The sequence below is a fragment of the Treponema sp. R80B11-R83G3 genome, from assembly GCF_054786115.1.
This window is the reverse complement of record NZ_BDHF01000365.1, coordinates 1-705: the sequence shown is the minus strand read 5'-3', so window position 1 is coordinate 705 and position 705 is coordinate 1. Positions and strand designations below refer to the sequence as shown.

Below are 705 nucleotides of genomic sequence, written 5' to 3'. Positions count from 1 at the left end.
AGGGGAAACAATATGCGCCTCAAACACGTTATTGGTCTACATCAAAAGAAGGATTAGATCGGGTAGCAAAAGCAAAAAGATTAGCAGTAGTTGGTGATACTTTAAGATACAAACGATTTTTTAATGATTTTCCAGTAATGCTGTTAAATAATATTTGGAACGATACAGGAACAGGAACTCGAACAGAAGAGAGAATATATGTCGTTCAAACTGGCAATAAACCAATCCAACGTTGTCTCCTTATGACTACCGACCCCGGCGATCTGGTACTCGACATCACTTGTGGTAGCGGAACCACCGCTTATGTTGCCGAACAATGGGGACGCCGATGGGTTACCTGCGACACTTCCCGCATTGCCATCACCCTTGCTAAAAAACGCCTCATGACCGCAACCTTCGACTACTACAAACTGGCGCATCCTGAACAAGGAGTATCAAGCGGCTTTGTGTACAAAACAGTTTCGCATATCACGCTCAAATCCATAGCGAATAACGAACCGCCAGAACAGGAAACGCTTTACGATCAGCCTGAAATTGAAAAAAGGAAAGTCCGTATTTCAGGACCCTTTACGGTCGAAGCCCTTCCCGCTCCGGTGGTAAAACCGCTTGACGATGATGAAAGCCCCGCCCCATTCTTCCATGAAAACGCCGCAAAAAAACAATCCGATTGGATGCAGGAATTAAAAGCGTCAGGCATATTAGGAC

General features: G+C 45.1%; 1 protein-coding gene. It reads left to right on the top strand.

Features of this window, described 5'->3' with window-relative positions; translation table 11 throughout:
- Positions 1-137: 137 nt before the first annotated feature.
- Positions 138-705, top strand: a 568-nt coding sequence (locus ACYVRH_RS13885; protein ID WP_461257475.1) for a DNA methyltransferase, incomplete at its 3' end; no start/stop codon positions are given.